The organism is Sphingobium sp. AP50 (assembly GCF_900109095.1).
GTDB lineage: Bacteria > Pseudomonadota > Alphaproteobacteria > Sphingomonadales > Sphingomonadaceae > Sphingobium.
Map to the genome: position 1 here is coordinate 94,632 of NZ_FNYZ01000002.1, position 19,155 is coordinate 113,786.

15 protein-coding genes and 1 tRNA gene are annotated in these 19,155 nt (G+C 61.9%); 9 read left to right on the forward strand and 7 right to left on the reverse strand.

Annotated features, from left to right (window positions below; genetic code table 11):
• Positions 1-25 precede the first annotated feature (25 nt).
• A complete protein-coding gene (locus tag BMY84_RS06415) occupies positions 26-1,588 on the reverse strand; it encodes an amino acid permease (protein ID WP_093018560.1) in 1,563 nt (520 codons plus the stop codon).
• A gap of 162 nt (positions 1,589-1,750) precedes the next feature.
• Between BMY84_RS06415 and pgeF the strand changes: the two genes are divergently transcribed.
• Positions 1,751-2,518, forward strand: coding sequence for a peptidoglycan editing factor PgeF (gene pgeF / locus BMY84_RS06420; RefSeq protein ID WP_093082063.1), 768 nt, complete (start codon positions 1,751-1,753; stop codon positions 2,516-2,518).
• Between the two features lie 17 nt (positions 2,519-2,535).
• On the opposite strand, the gene BMY84_RS06425 is transcribed toward pgeF, so the two are convergent.
• Both BMY84_RS06425 and BMY84_RS06430 read right to left on the reverse strand, forming a co-directional pair.
• Complete coding sequence (locus BMY84_RS06425; RefSeq protein WP_093082066.1) at positions 2,536-6,747, reverse strand: translocation/assembly module TamB domain-containing protein; 4,212 nt, start codon at positions 6,745-6,747, stop codon at positions 2,536-2,538.
• Positions 6,747-8,846, reverse strand: coding sequence for an autotransporter assembly complex protein TamA (locus BMY84_RS06430; protein ID WP_093082069.1), 2,100 nt, complete (start codon positions 8,844-8,846; stop codon positions 6,747-6,749). Before BMY84_RS06430 ends, BMY84_RS06425 begins: the two co-directional genes overlap by 1 nt.
• Before the next feature lie 140 nt (positions 8,847-8,986).
• Between BMY84_RS06430 and recJ the strand changes: the two genes are divergently transcribed.
• The 3 genes from recJ to BMY84_RS06445 all read left to right on the forward strand — a co-directional run bounded on the left by recJ (position 8,987) and on the right by BMY84_RS06445 (position 12,328).
• Positions 8,987-10,753: a single-stranded-DNA-specific exonuclease RecJ gene (gene recJ, locus BMY84_RS06435; protein ID WP_093082071.1), complete on the forward strand. Its 1,767-nt coding sequence runs from the start codon at positions 8,987-8,989 to the stop codon at positions 10,751-10,753.
• Positions 10,754-10,854: 101 nt separating this feature from the next.
• Positions 10,855-10,929: transfer RNA gene (locus BMY84_RS06440), tRNA-Glu, on the forward strand.
• A 163-nt stretch (positions 10,930-11,092) separates the two neighbouring features.
• Entirely contained in the window at positions 11,093-12,328 is a 1,236-nt protein-coding gene (locus BMY84_RS06445) for a tyrosine-type recombinase/integrase (RefSeq protein WP_093082074.1), read from the forward strand.
• Between the two features lie 59 nt (positions 12,329-12,387).
• Here the strand turns inward: BMY84_RS06445 and BMY84_RS06450 are convergent, their stop codons facing one another.
• Positions 12,388-12,591, reverse strand: coding sequence for a helix-turn-helix transcriptional regulator (locus BMY84_RS06450; RefSeq protein WP_093082076.1), 204 nt, complete (start codon positions 12,589-12,591; stop codon positions 12,388-12,390).
• Positions 12,592-13,016: 425 nt separating this feature from the next.
• Between BMY84_RS06450 and BMY84_RS06455 the strand changes: the two genes are divergently transcribed.
• From BMY84_RS06455 to BMY84_RS29015, 5 genes are all read left to right on the forward strand, one after another.
• Positions 13,017-13,442, forward strand: a complete 426-nt coding sequence (locus tag BMY84_RS06455; protein WP_371262404.1) for a type II toxin-antitoxin system RelE/ParE family toxin — start codon at positions 13,017-13,019, stop codon at positions 13,440-13,442.
• Positions 13,432-13,752 (forward strand): helix-turn-helix domain-containing protein, encoded by a 321-nt coding sequence (locus tag BMY84_RS06460; protein ID WP_093082079.1) that lies wholly within the window; start codon positions 13,432-13,434, stop codon positions 13,750-13,752. Before BMY84_RS06455 ends, BMY84_RS06460 begins: the two co-directional genes overlap by 11 nt.
• A 231-nt stretch (positions 13,753-13,983) precedes the next feature.
• Positions 13,984-14,391, forward strand: a complete 408-nt coding sequence (locus BMY84_RS06465) for a hypothetical protein (protein WP_093082081.1) — start codon at positions 13,984-13,986, stop codon at positions 14,389-14,391.
• A gap of 232 nt (positions 14,392-14,623) precedes the next feature.
• A complete protein-coding gene (locus BMY84_RS06470) occupies positions 14,624-15,649 on the forward strand; it encodes an IS110 family transposase (protein WP_093082084.1) in 1,026 nt (341 codons plus the stop codon).
• A gap of 309 nt (positions 15,650-15,958) precedes the next feature.
• Complete coding sequence (locus BMY84_RS29015) at positions 15,959-16,834, forward strand: hypothetical protein (protein ID WP_143074996.1); 876 nt, start codon at positions 15,959-15,961, stop codon at positions 16,832-16,834.
• A gap of 220 nt (positions 16,835-17,054) precedes the next feature.
• On the opposite strand, the gene BMY84_RS06475 is transcribed toward BMY84_RS29015, so the two are convergent.
• From BMY84_RS06475 to BMY84_RS06485, 3 genes are all read right to left on the reverse strand, one after another.
• Positions 17,055-17,588: a hypothetical protein gene (locus tag BMY84_RS06475; RefSeq protein ID WP_093082086.1), complete on the reverse strand. Its 534-nt coding sequence runs from the start codon at positions 17,586-17,588 to the stop codon at positions 17,055-17,057.
• 208 nt (positions 17,589-17,796) lie between these two features.
• A complete protein-coding gene (locus BMY84_RS06480) occupies positions 17,797-18,399 on the reverse strand; it encodes a class I SAM-dependent methyltransferase (protein ID WP_093082089.1) in 603 nt (200 codons plus the stop codon).
• 373 nt (positions 18,400-18,772) lie between these two features.
• Positions 18,773-18,988, reverse strand: coding sequence for a hypothetical protein (locus tag BMY84_RS06485; RefSeq protein ID WP_093082092.1), 216 nt, complete (start codon positions 18,986-18,988; stop codon positions 18,773-18,775).
• Between the last annotated feature and the right edge of the window lie 167 nt (positions 18,989-19,155).

Here is a 19,155-nt window from a genome sequence, read left to right on the forward strand (position 1 = left end):
TTCCCGCCCCCTTTTTTTGTTCCGATCAGGCGTCCTTGCCGCCCGGCGTATGCGCGCCGGGAAGCGGCGGCACCGGCTGCGGGGGGATGCCCGCATCATCTTCGGCGACATCCACCACGCCCCGGCCGACATGGCTGCGGCTGCGGCTATAGGCGAAATAGACGATCAGACCGACGGCGGCCCAGCCGACGAACATCAGCTTGGTTTCGACGCCCAGGCTCCAGAAGAGATAGAGGCAGCCCAGGATCGCGATCGGTGCGGTCACCATGATCGCGGGGGTGCGGAACGGACGGGCGCGGTTCGGATCCGTCTTGCGCAGCTGCATCACCGCGATCGACACGGCGGCGAAAGCAAAGAGCGTGCCCGAATTGGAGATGTCCGCCAGGATGCCGACCGGGAAGAAGGCGGCGAACAGCGCCACGAAGATGCCGGTCAGGATGGTGATGACATGCGGCGTCTTATAGGTGGGATGCACCTTCGAGAAGACCGCAGGCAGCAGGCCGTCACGGCTCATGACGAAGAAGATGCGAGTCTGGCCGAACATCATCATCAGGATGACCGAGGGCAGCGCCAGACCGGCGGCGAGGCCGAGCAGGTTGCCGATCTGGGGCCAGCCGATTTCACGCAGCGTCCAGGCCAGCGCTTCCTTCGAACAGGTGACGGCTTCCGTACCAGCGGCGGCCAGCGCGGCGCATTGCTGCGACAGGGCGGTGGAGCCGGGCGCCAGCACTTCACCGGCCGGGCCGGCGACCGGCTGCGCACCGACGGTGCCGATGACGCCAGCGGCGACGAGCATGTAGAAGATGGTGCAGATACCGAGCGAACCGATCAGGCCGATCGGCATGTTACGCTGCGGATTCTTGGTTTCTTCCGCAGCCGTCGAAACAGCGTCGAAACCGACATAGGCGAAGAAGATCGAGGCGGCCGCGGCCGAAATGCCCGAAAAGCCCAGCGGCGCGAAGGGCGTGAACTTGTCCATGTTGATGACCGGCAGGGCCAGAACGATGAACAGGGTCAGCGCCGACACCTTGATCAGCACCAGCACGGCGTTGACGGTCGCACTTTCCTTGGTGCCGATGACCAGCAGCCAGGTCACAAGGCTGGCGATCAGCATCGCGGGCAGGTTGACCATGCCACCATCGAACGGCCCGCGCGTCAGCAGATCGGGTATGTCGAGATGGAATGTATGTTCAATGAGGCCCACGACATAGCCGGACCAACCGACCGACACGGCGCCCGCCGCGACCGCATATTCCAGGATCAGCGCCCAGCCGACCATCCAGGCGATCAGTTCGCCCATCACGGCATAGCTATAGGTGTAGGCGGAGCCGGACACCGGCACCATCGCCGCCATTTCGGCGTAACACAGCGCCGCTACGGCGCAGACGAAGCCGGCAATGACGAAGGAAAGCATCATGCCGGGGCCGGCCTTCTGCGCCGCCTCCGCCGTGAGCACGAAGATGCCGGTGCCGATGACGGCGCCGATGCCCAGCATGGTCAGCTGGAATGCGCCCAGCGACCGGTGCAGCGATTTTTTCTCTGCCGTCGCCAATATGGCGTCGAGAGGCTTAACGCGCCCGAAAATCATGAATGATGCCCTTTACACTCAATCTGTTTTGCTCGGGCAGCGTAACGCCGCCCCCCTTGAGCTATGAACGCGAGACTATCGCCTAATCCGCCACGCGCAAGTATGTTGCGTGGATGAGACATGCTCGTCCAATAGCGGCGCAGACTGACAAGGAGCTGACCTATGATCGAATTGCTGCGCGCGAACGGGCTGGAAGACGTGCCGCACGGCTTTGCGGGGCGGCGCGGCGGCGTATCGACGGGCGTGCATGCCGGACTGAATGTTGGCCTTGGATCGCAGGATGATCGCGAAGCCGTGATGCGCAACCGTGATCTGGCGCGGGATGCGCTGCTGCCGGGCGCGACTCTGGTGACGGTGCATCAGGTGCACTCCCCCGATGTGGTGACGGTGATCAATCCGATCGCCGACACCGCACGGCCGGCCGCCGATGCGATGGTGACGAACCATCCGGGGCTGGTTCTGGGCATATTGACCGCAGACTGCGTCCCAGTGCTGTTCGCCGACGCGAATGCGGGCGTCGTGGGCGCGGCCCATGCCGGGTGGAAAGGCGCGATCGGCGGCGTGACCGACCGGACGATCGAAGCAATGGTCGCGCTGGGCGCCGATCCGGCGCGAATCGCCTGCGCCATCGGCCCCTGCATCGGCCGCGCCTCTTATGAAGTGGGCGACGATTTTGCTGCCCGCTTCGAACAGGACGATAGCGCCAATGAACGCTTCTTCACCCCCGGACGGCCGGGCCACCACCAGTTCGATATCGCCGCCTATGTGGCCACACGCCTTGCCGGTGCCGGCATCGGACGGATCGCCCTGCTGGACGAGGATACCTATAGCCAGCCCGACCGCTTCTACAGCTATCGTCGCGCCTGCCACGCGCAGGAAAGCGATTATGGGCGGCAGATATCGATGATCGCCTTACCCAGCCACCGTTAAGCTACACCGACGCGGGATCAATAATCCTTCGAATAGCGCAGGTTCGCTGACGACCCGGCATTGGTGCCGGTCTTCGACAACAGGCTCAGCGTCTTCGACAGGGCGATTTCCAGCTGCGTTGCGGTGAAGCCCTTCGAATCGGTGATCACCTCCACATAGATATTGTTGGAGATATGCTGCCCGACCGCCAGCGACGTGCTGCGTCCGGTCGCTTCATCGCCACCAACGATACCGATGCGGTCTAGCCCGGTCGCGCCCTGCAACTTGCCCATCGGATTGAGGCCACCGCTGCCCCCGCGCAATCCGTTGAGCGCAGCAGCCAACTGGATCGCCTGCGTGGCGGACAGGTTGGCGACATTCTCCCCAAACAGGATGCGCGACAGGATTTCATCCTGAGGCAAGGTCGGCGTGGAGATGAAGGCGATTTCCGGCTGCTGCGCCGATCCCGTCACCTGCAGGCCCGCCGTCACGCTGTCGATCGTCGTTTCCGCCTTGATCGCAAGTGTCGGGTTCAGCATCGGCCCGTTGAAGGTGATGATGCCCTGCTCCAGATCGAACTGATGGCCCGAGAAGCTGTAGCGGCCACGCAGCACCTCGATCTTGCCGATGACACGCGGCGCGGCGGTGGTGCCGGTAACGCGCATGTCGGTCTTCCATTCGGAATCCAGCCCCATGCCGGTGACATAGATCTGATTGTCCGCCCGCACCCGAATGTCGAGCTTCCAGTCGGCCGGCTTGGCTTCCGCCTTGCGCGCCGCCAGTCGCTGGTCCAGCGCATCGGGGCCAGCGCCCTTGCGCCGGATGCCGGTCAGCTCGCGAATCTCGGTGCCACCCTGCCAGGCCACCTTGTACCGGGTTTCGGGCAGCGACAGGTCGCCCTTGATCAGGCCGCCGGTCTGCGCGCTGTTGGTGATGTTCAGCGTACCGCTGACGACGCTGGTGATATCCTCGCTGCGCGCCAGCCGCGCATGGTCCATCTTGACCGCGATCGCCATCGGGAAGCCGCTGTCCGCCGCCAGCCCGACATTGCCGGACGCCTGCACGGTGCCATCACCGGCCCGGCCGGAGAAGTCGCGGATTTCAAGATGATCGTTGGTGAAGCGGCCATCCAGCTTCATCTGGGTGACGCGAGTGCCGAATGTCTCATTCTCATAGGTCAGCGCATTGGCCCGTACCACGCCATTCAGACGCGGATCGGCCAGCTTCCCGCTAAAGTCCGCGGCAACCGCCAGCCCGCCGGTCAGTTGCTGATCCGCCATTCCCGCGAAGGAGAAGAGCACATCGGCCGGCCCCGCATAGCGGATGCCACCGCCCAGCGGCGCATTCTGCAACTGTTCCGCCCAGCTTGCGCCAGATCCCGGAGGCGCCAGCGTCGCGACGAAACGGCCGAGCGTACTATTGCCTTCGCGGATCAGTCCGCGCATGTCGCCGCCCGCCGAAGACAGCTTGCCTTCCACATTCATCGACACCGGATCGGACACGGCGCTCAGGCTCGACCGGCGAAAATCGGCGATAGCCAGCCGCGTGGTCGCGGTCGGGAAGGCGCTGCCCTGCTGGCTATAATCCAGCGTGCCGGTCGCCCGCCCGCCAATGCCCAGCCCCGGCGAAGCGAGATTGACGATCGCCAGATCGAAATCCTTGAACCGCGCCTGCGCGGTCGTGGTGTCACCGAAGCGACCCGCCAGATCGACCTTGCCCTGCGGCAGGACCAGCGTTGCGGGTTCCAGACGATAGCCGCCCTGTTCGACCCGGATGATCGCCGGTTGCGCCAGCTTGAAGTCGATATTGGCGGCCTTGCCCTGCATATGCACGGCATAGAGATCGGGCCGCAGCGCCGCATTGACCGCGACCGAGAAGGGTACCCCGCTGGAGCCATCCGCGACCATCTGCGCGCGCCCGCGACCGCCCTGATAGTCGACCCGTGCCCGCGCCTTGCGCACGACATAGGCGCCATAGGCGGCATTGGCGATCTGCGCGTCGGCCTTGATCTGCGGCTGGTCGGTCAGCAGCATGGAGGCGGTGACGATCGCCCGGCCGATGACGATATCGGCCTCACCGGGCAGCTTGGCATTGCTGGCGGTGGCGTTGACGTCCACGCCCTGCACCTTGCCGACCGCCGCCAGTCTGACCGCGCCATTGATGCCGGAGCCGTTCATCGCCAGTTGCCCGGTAAAGGGACCGGCGGCGTTCTGCTGGATGCGGCCATTCATGTCGATCCCGGCGAAGCGGGCCTTGGTCACGTCGATCGTCAGCGGCCCCTGTGCCGTGCGGATCAGCACATTGGCGAAGAAGGGCCCATAGGGCGAACCGCCCGTGGCTTCGAGCCGATAGCCCGCCGCTTCGCCGTTCAGCTTGGCAACCACATCGGTCAGTTGCACGCCGACATTGGGCCGCGCCGCGCGCAACACCGCCTGCGGTCTTTCCATGGTCCCGCGCACCGTCAGCGCGAGCGGGCCATATTGCTTGGACGAAGCCGTCGCGTCGAACGCAACCTGCCCGTCGGTGTCGTAACTGCCCGAACCACGGTGGATGGTGAAGTTGGGCGCTGCGCCCTTCAAACCCGCCAGCGTGAACTTGCCCTCCGGCGTCATGCCGATGCGGCCGGACATGACCGCATTGCCGCCCAGAAAGTCGCGGACGGAGGCGTTCTCCCAGCGTGCGGTCCGCACGCCGAACCGTCCGCCCAGCCCGAAACCGCCCTTGGGGCCGGGGATCAGTTCGACATCGGTATTGAGGTTGACGATGCCGACGCCGTCGATCTTGTAATCATTGACCCGGCCTTTGAGCGCGCCGCGATAAATGGCGTTGTCGAGGTCGGCCAGCACGATGGCGGTGGCATCGATCTTGTTGCTGTCGATCTTCAGATTATCGCTGATCAGCTTGCCCGCGGCATAAGCGAAATCGCCCTTCACCCGCAGATTCTGGAGCAGGCCGCCGGCCGCGGCGTTCAGGCCGGTCACACGGGTCGCGGTGGCGTTCACCGGAATGCGGATGCGATCGGCATCGATCACCGCCCGGCCGCTGGCCTTCAGATTCTCGATCCCGGTCGCGTCGAACGCGATACTCTTGGCCGTGATGTCATAGTCGATGAAAGGCGTCGCCATCGGCCCATCGAGGATGATGGAGGCACGCACGTCGCTGCCCTTCACCTTTTCCATGATCGCACCGGGGGTCAGCAGCGCGGCGTTGATCTTCAGCGCGCTGAACTGGCTCTTGCCAAGGTCGATCAGGCCCTGCGCATCCGCCGTCATGGCGGGCGAACGCACCGTGCCCTTCAAATTCACGCGCCGTTCGTTGAGCCCGGCGAACAGGTCCACGTCCAGTTGCGGCGCGGTCAGCCGGTCCACCGGCCCCTCGAACACCAGTCCGGGTCGCACCGGTCCCTTGGCGGTAAAATTGCCGTTACGCGCCGCCAGCGCGATGTTCGCCAGCTCACCCTTGGGCGTATGGGCGATGATCCGGCCGTCCCACGCCTGCCAGCTGCCCTTGCCAGCCAGCGTCGCGGTCATGCCGTCGGTCAGGCCCGACATGGCGGCGATGACACCACCCTTGGGCGCCGTCAGCGTGCCGCTCATCGCCAGACGATTTTGCGCGGGCACCGCATCCAGCTTCGCCTGTAACCGGTCGCCGCTGTCGACGATGGCGTCGGCGGACAATATCGCTCGGCCATCCGCAATATGGGTAACGCCATCGATTGCGATTTCGCGCTTCTGGCCGATCACCGGCTTGGCCAGGATGAACTTGCCGATCTTCATCCGGTTGACGTCAATGTCCAGATCCGGCAGGATCGGCGCGTTGGGATCGCTTTCCACCACATTGAATTGCGGGCTGCGCGCCAGCACGACCAGCGGCGTTTCCAGCAGGCTGACCGAAATATGATTGTTGATGTAGCGGAACGGCCGCCAGATCACATGCACCTTCGGGCTGACCGCGAACACGCCCTTGGGATCGCGCAGCACCAGATCGTGGATCGTCATGTCGCTGTAGATCGACCCGTCGATCCGGCCGACCTCGATCTTCATGCCGGACTCCATCTGGAGCGCGGCAATCTGCTGGATCAGGAATTTCTTGCCCGGCTGGGTATTGAGGCCCAGCAACAGGCCCGCGACCAGCACGACCAGCCCCACGACAAGGGCGACCGCGCCAATCGCGATCTTCTGCCACAAGGGCCGCTTCGTGCGGATCACCACGGTTTCGGTGGCGGCGGGCGGGGTGTCATCCTGCGCCATCAGAAGGCCTGTCCGATGCCGATATAGATGGAGAATTTGGATTCACCGGGCTGCCGGTTGATCGGCATGGCTATGTCCGCGCGGAAGGGGCCGAAATTGGTGTAGAAACGGCCACCCAGGCCGACGCCATAGCGCATGTCGGAGAATTTGGGCATGGAGCTTTCATAGACCTGACCGGCATCCACAAAGGCGACGACGCCATAATTGCCGAAGCGATAGCGGCTCTCGACCGCGAATTCATTGACCGACCGGCCACCGATCGGATCGTTATTGGCGTCCTTCGGCCCCAGTTCCTGATAGCCATAGCCACGCACCGATCCGCCGCCGCCGGCATAGATGCGCCGTGACGGCGCAACATCGTCGCGGCTGACACCAGTGATCGTGCCGACCTTCGCCCGGCCCGCAATCACCAGGCTGTCGGACACCGGATAATAGCCGGTCAGGTCGAAACTGGCGCGCAGATAGGGGGAGAAATTGCCCTGAAGCGATCCTTCCGGTTCGGCCCGCAGCGTGGCGCGGAACCCCTTGGTCGGGTTCAGCAGGTCGTTGGACCGGTCATAGCCGATCTGCACCGGCAGGCCGCCGATGAAATAGGTGCGCCGCGTCTTGTCCGCCGTCGCCGGATTGATCACGACCTGTTCGTTGGTCAGCAGGATCTCCCCGCCATAGCTATAGGTCCAGCGCTTCTGGAAGATCGGCGTCGACGCCCGCGACCAGCCAATGTTGAGGCCAGCGGTAAAGGCCTCATAGGCGTCGTAATTCTGGTGATTGAGCGTGATGCCGGTCTGGAAGGTCTTGTCCCGCTTGCCCGCATTGGAGCGGCGGAACGTGCCCGACACCCCCTGCTCCTGCGTCCCCGCAATGACGCCGCCGATCAGCGCACCTTCCGCCGGGAAAAGATTGCGATGGGTCCATGTCCCTTCCGCGCGGAAACCCTGCCCCGTGCCATAGCCCGCCTCACCCGCCAGCGTGCGTGGCGGGCCGGCTTCCTGTTCGACATTCAGGTCGACATATTCGGTGCCATCCGGCGCAACTTCGCCCGTCCGCACTGGATCGACCCCGACGGTGGAGAACAGCCCGGTCGCCACCAGCGCCTTGCGCAGGTCGTCCACCTTGCGGCTGTCATAGATCTGGCCCGGCTTGTAGCGCTTGATGACCTCCATATGGTCGGCGCCGAACGCCTGCTTCTCGCCGCTGGTCGTTATCTTGCGGAAGGTGCCACGCGGGCCGACATCGACCGGCAGCGTATAGTCGCCCGTTACCGTCGCGGCATCCAGCAATATGTCGCGTTCGCCGACCTTGGCGAAGGCATAGCCATTTTCCGGCAGCTTCAGCGCAACATTGGCCTCCGCCCCCTCGACATCGGTGGCGATGATATAGTCGCCGGTCTTGAGCGGCAGACTATCGCGGATCAGCGTCGGCGGCACGGTCGGATCGGCGGTGACGACGATCGCGCCGATCTTGTAGCGCTTGCCCGGCGTGACGGAGATGACGGCCTTCAGCGTCCCGTCCCCCGCCTGATCCAGGCTGGCGAGCGCGGTCGCATCATAATAGCCCTGCGAATAGAAAAGTCGCGTGGCGAGCTTTTCATCCTCATGCGCGCGCGCCTGCACCATGGCGGCGGTTTCCGCCTTGCCCTTTCCATCGATCAGGGCCGATTCGGCGCGGAATTCATCCTCCAGCCCGGTCTTGCCGAACCCTTCGATGCTGGTGGCATAGCGGATATCGGGCAGCTTGGCATTGGGATCGCTATTCGCGGCCGCATTGGCGGGCACCGTCACGCTGTCGAGCGGCGGCAGCGGCTGCGCCAGTTCTTGTTCTTCGGCCGGGTCGGTGGCGGGCGGCAGTTCGGTCGCTGCACTGCCCTGCGCGGGCATCTGCTGGTCGATCCAGTTGTCGATCGACGGCAGGGGCGCGTTGGGATCGGTGCCCTCCATCTTGGGCAGGCGGGCATCAAACTGGTCATCGGGCAGGATCGGCTCTTCGGTCGCGGGCTCCGCCGTCGACGGCGCCGTCTGCGCCATCAGGGGCAGTGGCGATGCCGTCAGCAGGAACAGGCTCAACATGCGCCGGACATGATATGCCTGTCGTCTGATCATGAACCTGCGATGCCCCTTTCACACCGCGCATTCCACATGCGCGGCAAAGAGGCAATACGCTCAAGCTGTTGCGACGGTTCCGCCTGCGACATGATTTGGCGCGGCTTCCCTCATGACGTCACCCGGTCTAGAGGCGGAACATGACATTTGCGCTCAATATCTCGCGATCCATTTCCGGCCAGCCCTGGCGCTGGCGGGGGGGCGGCGCCGACGCGCGCGACCCGACCTATCTGCCCGATGATCTGGTGACGCAATTGCTGCTGGCGCGCGGCTGCCCGCGCGACGGGCTGGAGGCGCATCGCAACCCCACCATCCGGCAGTTCATGCCCGACCCCAGCCTGTTCCGCGACATGGATGCCGCTGCCGAGCGACTGGCCGATGCCGTCCAGCGCGGGGAAGACGTCCGCATCTTCGGCGATTATGACGTCGATGGCGCGACCAGCGCCGCCCTGCTGATCCTGCTGCTGCGTGATCTGGGCCTCAATGCCAGACCCTATATCCCCGATCGGTTGATGGAGGGCTATGGCCCCTCGGGTGAGGCGCTGGTCCGGCTGGCGGGGGAAGGCGCCACGCTGATCGTCACCGTCGATTGCGGCGCGCAGGCGTTCGAAGCGCTCGCCATGGCAAAGCAGACCGGTGTCGATGTCGTCGTGGTCGATCATCATAAATGCGCGACCCAGTTGCCCGAAGCCTTCGCGCTGGTGAACCCCAACCGGCTGGACGAACATCCCGACGCCGCCCTGCACGGCCATCTGGCCGCCGTTGGCGTTGCCTTCCTGCTCGGTGCCCGGCTGTTGAAGGCGCTCGACGCGCGCAGCTGGTTCGCCGTTCGGGCCAAGCCCAACATCTTGGACCTGCTGGATATCGTCGCGCTGGGCACCGTGGCGGACGTGGCGCAGCTCAGGGGCCTCAACCGCGCCTTCGTAGCGCAGGGGCTCAAGGTCATGGCCAAACGCCGCAATATCGGCCTGTCTGCCCTGATCGACGCCAGCCGCCTGACCCGCGCGCCGCTCTGCCATGATCTGGGCTTCGCACTGGGGCCGCGCATCAACGCCGGCGGCCGCGTGGGACAGGCCGACCTTGGCGTGCGCCTGCTGACGACGACGGACCCGGCCGAAGCGGCCCGCATCGCCGCCGAACTGGACCAATATAATGAAGAACGCCGCGCCATCGAATCGACGGTGCAGGAACAGGCCGAGGCGCTGCTCGCCGCGCAAGGCAATCGCGCCGTCGCGGTGATCGCGGGCGAAGGCTGGCATCCCGGCGTCATCGGCATCGTCGCCGGCCGCATCAAGGAGAAGGCTGGCCGCCCGGCCATCGTCATCGCCGTGGACGAAGCGGGTGTGGGCAAGGGCTCCGGCCGCTCCATCTCCGGCGTCGATCTGGGCGCTGCGGTGCTGGCGGCCAAGGATAGCGGCCTGCTGGTCGCGGGCGGTGGCCATGCCATGGCGGCCGGCCTTACCGTCGCGGCCGACCGGATCGACGCGCTGGCGGATTATCTCGACGATCGCCTGTCCGCCGCCGTCGCCAAGGCGCGGGACGACCGCGCGCTGCTGATCGACGCGGTGCTGGCGCCATCAGGCGTCAACCCGGACTTCGTCGCCGCGATCGAACAGGGTGGCCCCTATGGCGCCGGCTGGCCCGCACCCCTGATCGCTGCGGGCAAGATGCGCGTGATCAAGGCCGATGTCGTGGGCAACGGCCATCTGCGCGCGATCATGGCGGGCGATGACGGCCGCTCGATCAAGACCATCGCCTTCCGCCAGGCCGAGACCGATCTGGGTCAGGCGATCCTGGGCGCGCCGCGCGACCGGCGGCTGTGGATCGCGGGCAAGGTGAAGATCGACGATTGGGGCAGCCGCCCCGCCGCAGAGCTGCATCTGGAGGACGCCGCCTGGGCCGATTGAGATAGATTGCATTTTTCTTGCGCAAAGGGGGTTGACCGTTTCGCCGTCCCCGCCTAATTGCGCCCTCGCTTCGCAGCGCTGCCACGGTAGCGACAACGAACGGCCCCTTCGTCTAGCGGTTAGGACGCGGCCCTTTCACGGCTGAAACACGGGTTCGATTCCCGTAGGGGTCACCAAAATACTCTCCCAGAGAGTATCAGAAGGTGCCGGGAACGGCGGATTTCTGCGGTTTTTCATGGTATAGGTATCCCATACGGAGCGGTCTCGGACCACCGGATACCAGCAACTTGATGGTATGTCTGATGGTAGCGCGGCCCTCCTCGAAAAGGAGATACCATCATGGCGCTCACTGCCGCTGCGATCAAAAACGCCAAGGGCAAAGCCAAGCCCTATAAACTCACCGATAGCGATGGCCTTTTCCTCTATGTGGCACCCAATGGTGGGCGCTATTGGCGGATGAACTATCGCCACCTTGGCAAACAAAAGACGCTGGCCTTCGGGATTTATCCCGACATCGGTCTTGCCGACGCCCGCGAGCAGCGCGACGCCGCCCGCAAGGTACTGGCGAAGGGTAACGATCCCGCCGAAAAGATCAGACTTGATCGGATTGCCGCGACCGTGGCCGCGTCCAACAGCTTTAAGGCGGTTGCCGACGAATGGCTGGTGAAAGTCGAGCGTGAAGGCCGCTCTTCCGTCACGATGAAGAAGCTGCGTTGGCTGCTGGCCTTTATCAATGCGTCGCTGGGCAAACGCCCAGTCTCCGCCATCACCGCGCAGGAGGTTTTGACCATGCTGCGCAAAATGGAGGGCAAGGGCCGCTACGAGACGGCCAAGCGCCTGCGCAGCACCTGCAGCCAGATATTCCGCTACGCCATCGCCACGGCGCGCGCGGAGCGTGACGTGGCAGCGGACCTGCGCGGGGCGCTGATCGCACCCAAGCCAGTTCACCGCGCCGCGATCACCAGCGCGGATAATGCGGGCGGACTGTTGCGCGCCATTGAGGCGTTCGAGGGCTTTGCAAATACCAAAGCGGCGCTGCAACTGCTTCCGCACGTGTTCGTGCGCCCAGGTGAGCTACGCCATGCAGAATGGGCCGACTTAGATTTCGACAAGGCGCTGTGGACAGTCCCGGCGCACAAGACGAAGATGCGCCGCGCCCATACTATCCCCCTTTCCCGGCAGGCATTGGCGATCCTTGGCACCATCGAACATGATGCCGACTATAGCCGCTACCTGTTCCCGTCGCTCCGCTCGGTGGACCGGCCCATGTCGGAGAACACCATCAACGCCGCCTTGCGGCGCATGGGCTTCGCACAGGATGAAATGACCGGCCACGGCTTCCGGGCGATGGCCGCGACACTGCTCAACGAAATGGGACTATGGCATCCCGACGCGATCGAGCGGCAGCTTGCCCATTGCGACAACAACGCCGTGCGTCGCGCATACACGCGGGGCGAATATTGGGATGAGCGGGTCCGCATGATGCAGCATTGGTCCGACCATCTCGACTTCCTGCGGGACGGACAGAAGGTCGTAACCGGAAAGTTCGGTAAGGCGAAGAGCCAAGCCGCCTGATCGCAAGCCGTCGATGTTGCCGTGCCCATGCCTGCAACAGGTTGGGCACGGCAACATGATCAAACGCCCAACTCTTCGCGATAGCTTACCGGATCGGCAATCCATCGGTTGATGGCGGACTCGCGCCAGCCAGCGCCGTGGACGCTGATCTTCACTTGGCGCGGGAAAGTGCCTTCGCCCATCTTGCGATAAAGCGTCGTGCGGGAAAGCCCTGTGCGGGCGAGTACTGTTTTCAGGCGGATGATACGATCACTGTTGGTCATGGGGCAGTCTCTTCAAATCAGGATGTTGCACGCGCCCCCGGCCACGAGCATTGGATGCCTTGCCGTCCCGGACAAGAGTGTTCCGGGCGTGCTGGCAGCTACGCTTTCATGGATCGGTGAACGCTGGCGGCAGTTGGCGGTCGGCGGCGGAAGACGGCGGAATTTGGCGTAGGCTTCTCGCTGATGACAATCAGCGAAGTTTTTTTCCCAGCCTGTACCAAAGTTTCACGCCAAGCCTTCGCATCCGCCCCGTTTCAGGGGACAGCCAGCAGGCGTTAGGTCGAGTCGTTCATTGGAGGCTCCTTTGAAAGGACCACCGTCGGTAGCGTCGTGAAGCAAACCCATGCTCACCCGCAAGCCTATGCGCTGTCAAGAAGGCCGATACCGTGTCGTTCCTTCCCATCCAGGTTGAAATATAACGCTCAGTGTTATATGCGGCCTCAGAAAATAGGAGAACCGCCATCGCGCGCATCTTCAAGAATGGTTGGTTCGAGCGCTTCGCCCGAAAAGAGCGGATTACCGATGCCTCGCTTCGTGAAGCCGTGGAGCGCGCAGAAAGCGGTCTGGTGGATGCCGATCTTGGCGGCGGTGTCATCAAGCAGCGGGTTGCGCGCACCGGGCAAGGAAAGTCGGGCGGCTATCGCACGCTGATCCTGTTCCGGCAGGGTGACAGGGCGATATTCACTTTCGGGTTCGCCAAAAGTGCGCAGGCGAACATAACAAAGGCGGACCTGGCCCTGCTTCGCGACGCGGCAAGCGAGGCGCTGGAGTGGAGCGCCGGGGAATTAGACCGACTGGTGGCGTCGGGAACTCTGGTGGAGATAGACGATGGGAACCGTGATGAAGGATAAGGGCTATCGCAGCGAGATTGCGGGCGCGATCCATGAAATGATGAGCGACGCCCACGACGCGGGCGTGGTGTCGCGCGCGACGCTGCGTACATTCGATGATGCGTGCCTTGCCCCCGCCCCTGCGCTGGCAGGCGATGAAATTCGGGCGATTCGCGAGCGCGAGCATGTCTCGCAGCCTGTGTTCGCCGCCTATCTCAACGTCTCGCGCAATCTCGTGTCGGATTGGGAACGAGGCGTTAAGCGCCCCGGCGGCCCTGCCCTGCGGCTTCTGTCCATTATCCAACGCAAGGGATTGCAGGCGGTCGCGTAGCGGTCGCTGTCGGCAAAGCCCGTTTGTCGCACATTGGCCGATTTCGGAATGTCGGCTTACGGGCAGGCAAGCGGCGATAGCCGCCGGTCCTCTTCCGGGCAGTCGGCACGATTGAGGGCGGAAATAGCTGTCTGTCGCCCATCGACCAGAAACGGTCCTCGGATTCTGTTGTTAGCCCGCCGTAAATTGGCCATTCGGTAAATAGTGCCCAATCCAACAAGGAGAAATGTCGTGGGTCGGCGCGAGAAGATTTTAGGCGGGGTGTTTTGGCTGATGGCTCTAGCTGCTTGCCTCGCCATCGCCTCATCTGCTTCCAATGCTTGCCGTGCGGGGCATTGGGACACAAAGCTTCAATGGGACACCGGCCTATCCGCATTAAGCGTGTTGGAACTGACAACGGAAAACCAAGTCCTGTTCGATGGCGAAGACATCCCGTGGCCTGAATTGCGCTCCCGTTTGGCCGCGATATCCGAACTCCCCATTCGGCCTATTGTAGTGTTTAGGCCTGCAATCGGCGCGGACTGTCGCCAGATCGTCCGGGTTCGAGCGATGATCGATCATTCCCTTGAGTGCAAGAACGGTGGTTGTGCAGAGGGAACCGAATGGGACGGGCAGCGACCGCACGGTCCGAACATCTAGGTCGGCAGCTAATCGTAAAATTGCGTTCGATAGCTGTCAGTCCGAAATCCACCCGTCAGCGCCGTTCTCGGGTTCGATTTCATGCAGATATAGACCGGACCGTCAGCACTGGCGCAAATCGCCACGCCTTTGACCCGGTCAAATCGCCGGCATGGGTGATGGGGTGGACGCCCCCCGACGGCATCGATGTGCCACAGTGGAGGTGTTGAACACCACTTTGAGGGAGGCGTCCGTGTCGGAAGTTAGCATAATTGGGTTGGATATCGCCAAGCATGTTTTTCAGGCGCATGGGGTAGATGCATCAGGCCATGCGATTTTGCGCAGGAAGATTGCCCGGTCTAAACTGCTGCCATTCTTTGCCGCTCATCCGCCTTGCCTGGTTGTGTTGGAGGCATGTGGCGGAGCCCATCATTGGGCGCGCGAGTTGCTCAAGCTCGGTCATGATGTACGGTTGATAGCCCCGGCCTATGTGAAGCCGTTTGTAAAGCGCCAAAAGAACGACGCGGCCGATGCCGAGGCGATCTGCGAGGCGGCACAGCGCCCCAGCATGCGGTTCGTGCCGGTGAAAACTGAGGAACAGCAAGCAGCGGCGATGGTGTTCCGGGGTCGAGATCTACTGGTTCGCCAGCGTACTCAGATCAGCAATGCCTTGCGCGGGCACATGACAGAATATGGTTGGATCGCACCGAAGGGCTTGGCGCATCTGGAAAAGCTCAGGGCGCTGCTCTCTGATCGATCGGCGGTGCCCGAAGGGGTGCGGTCGGTATGCATGGTGTTGCTTGATAATCTGGCCATGCTCGACCGGCAGATCGCGCTACTCGACAAGGAGATTGTGCGGCGCTCTCGCGAGGATGCAGTCGCGCGCCGCCTGATGACGATCCCAGGCATCGGACCGATCACGGCAACGGCGATCACCGCGCTTGCTCCGCCGTCGGGGACGTTCTCCAAGGGGCGTGACTTCGCCGCCTGGGTCGGCCTTACGCCGCGCCAACACTCGACAGGGGGCAAACAGAAGCTGGGATCCATCTCGAAGATGGGCGAGCGCACGCTGCGAAGGCTGCTGATTATCGGCAGCAGCGCAGTAGTCCTACAGGCGAGCAAACGCGGCGCGGCGAAGGGATCGTGGCTCGAGCAGATGCTGGCCCGCAAGCCACGCATGCTGGTGACGGTTGCGCTGGCGAACAAGACGGCACGGATCGTCTGGGCGCTGCTGACGAAGGATGAAGTTTACAAAGCTCCGGTCGCAGCCACGGCGTAAGCCAAGGCAGGCCAGAGGTCGTCGGAACGTAGTCGGTCAAAGGAGGGTATGGCACAACGGTCGGCGAGACGGGATCGGAAGAACCAGGGCTTCCCACCGTGCTTCATCAGCACGCTACGGGTGATGTGGTTCCGGTCCGCGAACTCCCATACGGGCCCGCAGCTATCATCGCTGCATCAGAGGCCGGACAGATGGCAGCATCCGACTACGTGCCTACCTCCAAATACCACTTGCGTTAATCGGGGCGTCCACAGATGGGGAGCGGAATGTCTGCTTTGGTGATGGAATAGCTTCGGAGCGGCCGCTGTTTTGAGTACGGGTACAGATTGCAGTTCAGTAAGCAATAACCGTCGCCGCGATGAGAAGGTACGCAATGTGAGAAATGGAGTGCTGCTCTTAGGGCTTGTGGGGGCGGTCTCTGGGCTGGGTGCATGTGGACGTGCGCAGGATACTCAACAGACAGCTAGACAGGACAACCCGCCCCCTAAACCGCCGAACTGCCCGCCCCTGCCTGAACTCGCCAATCTGATTCTGAAAGACGGACGCATAGCGGACGTACGGATATTCAGGGACGGGGAAACGACTTTCTATATCCCGTTCAACTGGTTCGAGTGGGAAGCACAGCGCGCAGGTGGCTTCGCGGGAATCGAAGAAACCGGATCTGCTGGCTATTGGAAGATGTGGAGCCGTATCGGTCAGCCAAACGTGCATGAGGTAGAATGCCCGGGCACTGTCCATGTTGGAACATTTTCTTATGGCATAAATAGTATACCTCAATTAAACGTAAATAATATATTTGACGCACGTCCAAATTTTGCAAAAGGAAATATTGGAACAATAAAATTTATTCATATTTATGCCGATCGCATTTACAATCCCAAAACAAAGGTAGGTTTTGTACTTATGGATCAAGATTTACATCTTGACGTCAACAGCGCAGCGGCAACTATTCAAGTCGGAAAATTGCATTTGGCAGAATTTAAGGGTTTTCCCTTGAATGATGAGATGATGAATTCACCGCGAGGAGCGGGGCCGACATGGGAATCATACAAATCTAGAGCCTTTGCCAGTAGCAAGTGGAAGGCTTGGCGTCGTTCCGTTCAAGGCCTGTTTGATTGGCTGACGACACCACCGAAGGACCGTGACAACAACGTCGCTTTCAAACTTGGCATGGAAGAGCCATGATCTCCGGAAGCACGGCCGCTTTCGGACACCGGCAACAAGAGTATTAATGACCATCATTGGTCGCTTTTTTTCGGTCAGCTTTCCCGTCGAAAACCGGACAGGCTGCCATCGCGACGATCAACGCTCAAGCGCCATGGAAAATGACGATCGTGGGTGGGGAGCGGAATGGCGGCTTTGCAATAAATCTCGGCAGATAGCTGCCATTCCGGGGGGGGTAGACTCAATAATCCGCAGCGACTGATGATTTGTCACGGCCTTGTGCTAACCGCACCTCAGGACAGAGACGGAGAATTTGGGCTTTGCGGGTTTGGAACGCCGCTTGATTATGCTGTCGCGCAAAACCGATGGCAATGTCTGCTCTTTTCTGTTGCTCGGTCGTGTATCTCCTGCCCTCAGCCCAGTCGGCGTCGGAAAGCGGCAGAAAAGTGGTTTCATATAGCCGTATGAGGTCGCGTCGTTCCAATTCGCGATAACCCTCAAGTGGAAGATGCTTGTCATGCCAGCGCGATAGCGCCTCCATCTGCATCGTATCCACTCGTCTAATTTGACGAGCAGCGACATTAGGATCGCATTCTTCCAATCCCGGCGTTGCGAAACCCGCCACTAAGCCGTTGGCTTGATGAGCGTAGAGCGTCACCGGCTTTTCGATGCCGCCGTTCTCTGCGCCGTTTTGGTCAGCCCGCTCAGAGCAAGAAGCACAGGCTATCGAGACGATCACGACCAACAAACCAAAGTAAGATCGCGCGCTTTTCATCTTACCATATGACAGGACAACGGCAGATAACGCGAATAAAAAGTGGCCCTACTTATGTCCGTTTCTGGTCGATTTTGCCCAGTCCGCTTTCCCGTCCGAAACCGGACGGGCTACTGTTAGGGCTGTTCGGTGCGATTCGGACGGTCGAATGGCGATCGAGGGTGGATTGCGGAATGGCAGCTTCTGCAGCGGGATTCCAAATTGCAGACTATACGTTGGAATTACGTTTCGCGAAAATGGCCAGCCAATCTGTCGGCTGATCATCATATCCTAACCCGGTGCTGCTATCGATCTCAATTGCGCCCCAATCAGCCGCCTCTGCGTAGCAAGTCAATAAAGCAGCCTCTGTCGGGTTATTATAGTAGCGACCGAATTTATCCCGTCCCTCCGCTCGGCCCGTCTTATAGTTGGCGTAGAAGCTACCGCCGGGACGCAAAGCGCAATGGATGCGTCGGATGATGTCGGGGAGATGTGCAAAAGGCACGTGAAGGAGGCAAGCGTTGGCCCAAACGCCGTCATACTCTGCAATCTCGTCCAGCTCGCCAAAAAGCAGCGTTCTGACAGGACGGCCAAGCCGCTTCGAAGCCTCGGCTGCCATTTGAGGTGACCCATCAGTAGCCACGGCATCAAAGCCAAGCTCGATCATTGCAGCCGAGTCTCGCCCACCGCCGCAACCCAATTCCAATATGCGTGCGGAAGCGGACAAGGTCGCGAGGAAGCGATCAAGGCTCCTACTGTGCGCCTCAGCATATCGCGCAGCATATGCTTGTGCTTCATTGGCGTAGAAACACAGTGTCTGCTCATCATCCATCTATCATCGCCTAACAATCCCGGTCGCCACCGGATCGTAAGACAACTGCGCGATGGCGGCTATCAAGCAATGCTCAATGGAGATCGAGCGGCCATATTTGGTCGAAGGCTGACCGGCAGCTTCTTGTCACGAGATGGGCGGTGCCAATCTGAACGAATGACCGCTTCCGGGAAACAGAGATGACCCGTTGAACGGCGACTAATGGCGCACATGTGCCGGTCGGACAACATCAATTTCGATCGCTAGCCGCGCCCCTTGGCGCTGATGCTGTGAAAATCGGCACCGAGTGGATACGCCACCGCAAGCCGCGCTCAACAGTCAATCACTGCCGGATCGGTCAGGCATTCGACAACCGCCGCAAAATTGCTTTCCGTCAGGGGGTGCCCTGACCCGTGGGCGCTTCTGGATTCTCGCGGCGCTGCAATTCGTTCTCCACCGCCTCGCGGATGAACAAGGCGAGCCTGCGGTTGCCAACAAGCGCCTCGATACGACGGATCGTGTCGGTAGTTAGCCTGATCGTCGTCGGCTTCATTCCAAGTGGCGGGCGTCCCATCGACTTGTCGCTATCGGGTGGAATCTCAATTTCCAAATCAAACCTATTGACGCCACCGTTTATTTAAATATACGCCATCGTTTACTGATTAAACGATGGCGTATATGATGCAACGGCCTCTCTCGAAGAGCTGGTGCGCGACCGGCATCGCGAATCATGTGGGAGTGTCGGGACCGTTTCCGTATCCGCCCGTCATATCTCAC